This is a genomic window from Frankia sp. AiPs1 (genome assembly GCF_023716945.1).
Classification (GTDB): Bacteria; Actinomycetota; Actinomycetes; order Frankiales; family Frankiaceae; genus Frankia.
Map to the genome: position 1 here is coordinate 1 of NZ_JAMQQF010000584.1, position 3,713 is coordinate 3,713.

The 3,713-nt window shown below is 74.5% G+C and carries 4 protein-coding genes; 2 read left to right on the forward strand and 2 right to left on the reverse strand.

Annotation, left to right across the window (positions count from 1 at the left end; translation table 11 throughout):
- Window positions 1–500, forward strand: a 500-nt coding sequence (locus ND748_RS27775; protein WP_251749158.1) for a lipopolysaccharide assembly LapA domain-containing protein, incomplete at its 5' end; no start/stop codon positions are given.
- A 10-nt stretch (window positions 501–510) separates the two neighbouring features.
- Complete coding sequence (locus ND748_RS27780; protein WP_374216054.1) at window positions 511–1,668, forward strand: YihY/virulence factor BrkB family protein; 1,158 nt, start codon at window positions 511–513, stop codon at window positions 1,666–1,668.
- A 111-nt stretch (window positions 1,669–1,779) separates the two neighbouring features.
- On the opposite strand, the gene ND748_RS27785 is transcribed toward ND748_RS27780, so the two are convergent.
- Both ND748_RS27785 and ND748_RS27790 read right to left on the reverse strand, forming a co-directional pair.
- Window positions 1,780–2,259, reverse strand: coding sequence for a universal stress protein (locus tag ND748_RS27785; RefSeq protein ID WP_011606624.1), 480 nt, complete (start codon window positions 2,257–2,259; stop codon window positions 1,780–1,782).
- 170 nt (window positions 2,260–2,429) lie between these two features.
- Window positions 2,430–3,713 (reverse strand): WD40 repeat domain-containing protein (locus ND748_RS27790; RefSeq protein WP_251749159.1); only part of this gene is annotated, 1,284 nt, incomplete at its 5' end.

The following is a 3,713-nucleotide window of genomic DNA, read 5'->3' on the forward strand; positions in this document are numbered from 1 at the left end:
CGCCCGGATCGCCGACCTCGCCGACCGCCGCGCCGGGTACGGGACGGCGGCCAGCTTCGGGCCGCGGCAGGCGCGCCGAGCGGGGGCACATCCCGGTCACCCGCACCAGCCGGGTCTGGACGACGCTGGTGTTGTTCGCCCTCGTCCTCATCCTTCTGCTGATCTTCATTCTGCAGAACCAGGACGATGTGAAGCTGTCGTACCTCGGGGCGCACGGGTCGATCCCGCTCGCCGTCGCGATGCTGTTCTCGGCGGTCGCCGGCGCGCTTCTCGTCGCGATCCCCGGTGTCGGCCGCATGATCCAGCTCCGCAAGGTGGCTCGGCGCGGCACGGCAACCGTCCCGACCGGCCCGAACGGCGTGCCTGGCTCGACCATCCCGGCTGGCTCGACCATCCCGACTGGCTCGAACGGCGTGGCCGGCTCGGCCGATCGACCGGTCCCCGCGGAGCCGCCGGCCGGCAGGTCCGCCAAGAAGCTGCTGCACCGTTCGGCCCGGTGACCGACCCGCGATGAGGGGGCGCCGGGGGAACCGCCGGATCACCGGCCAGCGTGCGGCCACCGGACCGGACACCGGTGCCGACGCCGAGGTCGAGGTCGGCGGGGCGTCCGCAGTCGAGACCGGCTCGGGCGCCGCAACCGGGCAGCCCCCGGCAACGGTGATGGTGCCGGACCAGGCGATGCTGCGGGATCAGGCGGTGGCGGCCGTGCGAGCGGCCGACGGGCCGGGACAGGTCACCGAGCTGCCCCGACGTTCCTGGTTCGGGGTGCTGCGCCGCACGGTCCGCGAGTTCATGGACGACGACCTCCCCGACCGGGCGGCCGCGCTGACCTACTATTCCGTGCTCGCCGTCTTCCCCGCGCTGCTCGTGCTGGTGTCGCTGGTCGGGCTGCTCGGCAGGTCGACGACGGACCGCCTGCTCGACAACATCGAGCAGCTCACCCCCGGCGCCGCGCGCGACATCCTGCACAACGCCGTGAACGGGCTGCGCGACAGCGCCGGGTCCGGCGGGGTCGTCGCGATCGTCAGCCTGGCCGGCGCGTTGTGGTCCGCCTCGGGGTACATCGCCGCGTTCATCCGCGCCGCGAACGCCGTCTACGACATGCCGGAGGGCCGGCCCGTCTGGAAGATCGCCCCGCTGCGCCTGCTCATCACGATCACCCTGGTCGTGCTGCTCGCGGTCAGCTCGATGATCGTCGTGTTCAGCGGCGCGCTCGCCGAACAGGCGGGCACCGCGATCGGCCTGGGCCACGAGGCGATCACCGCCTGGTCGATCGCGAAGTGGCCGGTCCTCGTGCTGATCGTCACCGCCGTGATCGCGCTGTTGTACTGGAGCACACCCAACGTGCGGCCGCACGGCTTTCGCTGGCTGACGCCGGGCAGCGTGCTGGCCGTCGTGATCTGGCTGGTCGCGTCGGGGGCGTTCGCCTTCTACGTGGCCACGTTCGGGTCGTACAACAAGACCTACGGCACGCTCGCCGGCGTCATCGTGTTCCTGATATGGCTGTGGCTGTCGAACCTGGCGATCCTGCTCGGCCTGGAGCTCGACGCCGAGATCGCCCGGGCCCGGGCGATCGCCGCCGGCCTCGACGAGGGCGTCGAACCGTACGTGGAACCGCGCGACACCCGCGCCTGGCCGCGCCCACGCCGACGGGTCGCCCGCAACTGACGGGACTCGCGGGACTCGGCCGCCCGAGGACCAGTCGCCCGCACCTGACGGGGCAGGACCGCCGAGTACCAGTCGCAGACCCGGCTCGGGTGGCGGGCCGGCAGCGGCGGGCTAGGGGACGACGGTCACCGGCCACAGGCCGCTGCGGACCAGCCGGCTGGCCAGGGAGCCGATCAGTCGGTGCCCGGCGCTCTCGGACGCGCCGACGACGACCATGTCGGCCTGCACCTCGGCGGCGCTGCGCTTGATCCCGTCGAAGGGATCACCGGCGCGCACGAGGAACCGGATCGGCACGCCGAGCTCCTCGGAGCGTTCCTGGATCGACGAGCGCACCTCGGCGGCGATCGAGTCGATGACCTGTTGGACCGCCTCCCCGGCCGGGGCCGGGGACAGTGCAGCCCAGACCGACGGTGACGCCACGTACACGACGACGAGCCGGGACGCCTGCCGGCGGGCGAGCCCCGCCGCGAACGCCGCCGCGCGCATCGCCGTGCGGGAGCCGTCCACGCCGGCGAGGATCGCCCGCGGGCCGTCCGTGCCGAGTTCGAACCGCCCCGGCTGCCAGGCCGGCCCGAAGTCCTCGACCAGCATCACCGATGGCCCCACTTCAGCGCTCACACCTGCAGTCTTTCGCACCCCGACCGCGTCTGAACACCGGCCGGGCGCTGACAGCGCGGGCCGGTGGTCGGCGTCAGACGCAGGGCCACCTCAGGTGCTGGGCTGCCTCAGGTGCTGGGGGCTGCCTCAAGTGCAGGGCTGCCTCAGGTGCAGGGCTGGTGGTAGGGCATCGACGCGAACGCGTCGGCCCACTCGCCCGGCGTGATCCGGTTCGTCGGGCCGGCGCAGGCGGCGCGGGCGAGCCGGCCCGGGTCGGCCTCCCACAGCCGCAGGGTGCCGTCGTAGCCGGCGGACAGCACGACGCCGGTGCCGGCGACGAACGTGACCGTGCTGATCGGGCGGGTGTGCCCGTGCCACTGGGTCAGGGTGATCGGCGCGGCGGGGTCGGTCACGTCGAACAGGCGCACCGTCTCGTCGTCGCCGCCGGACGCCACGAGGGCGGGGGCGGCGCCGCGGGCCACGCTCGAGACCCCGCCAAGCTGCCCGGCGACGATCGCCTGTGGGACGGGACGGCCCGGGTCGCGCACGTCCCACAGGCGGACGGTGGCGTCGACGCCGCCGGTGACGAGCAGGCCGCCGTCACCGCTGAAGGTCACGGCGTGCACCGCGCGGGTGTGCCCGCGCAGGACCGCGCCCGGCGTGGGGTGGGCCGCGTCGCGGATGTCCCACAGCCGCACCGTGCCGTCCTCTCCGGCGAGGGCCAGGGTGCGGCCGGCGGGGGCGAACGCGACGGCGTACAGCCCGCCGGTGGACGTGTCGGCGCGGGAACGCTGGGTCGGGTTGGCGGGGTCGGTGACGTCCCACAGGGCGAGGACGCCGTCGGCCCCGGCGGAGGCGAGGGTGTTGCTGTCCGGGCTGAAGGCGACGGTGCGCACGGCGTCGGTGTGCAGCCTGGCGACGGACCAGCGATGGATGTTGGCCGGGTCGCGCACGTTCCACAGCCGCACCGCGCCGTCGGTGCCGCCGGAGGCGAGCAGGTCGCCGCCGCCGTTGAAGGCGAGCGCCCCGATCCAGCCGGTGCTCGTCACCGAGCCGAGCCGGACGAGCCTGGTGCGCCCGGCGACCTCCCACAGGGTGATGACGCCGTCGGTCCCGCCGGTGGCGACCCGGCTTCCGTCCGGGCTGACCGCCGCCGACAGCACAGCGCCGGGCCCGGCGTCGACGGTGGTGGGGGGGACGTCGGCGCCGAACAGGGCGATCATCGCGCTGCGGGTGGTCGGCGAGCTCGGCGCGGCGGTGTAGGCGGCGAGGGCCAGCCGGCGGGCGAGGCCGCTGTCGTCGTCCTGGAGCGTGATCGCGCGGGTCGCGACCGAGTCGGGCACGTTCGACGCTGCCGACCCGTTCCCACCGCGGCCGACGAGCACCACGATCAGGCCCGCGGCGACGGCGATGACCGCGACCGACGCCGCGATCAGCCACGGGCGGCC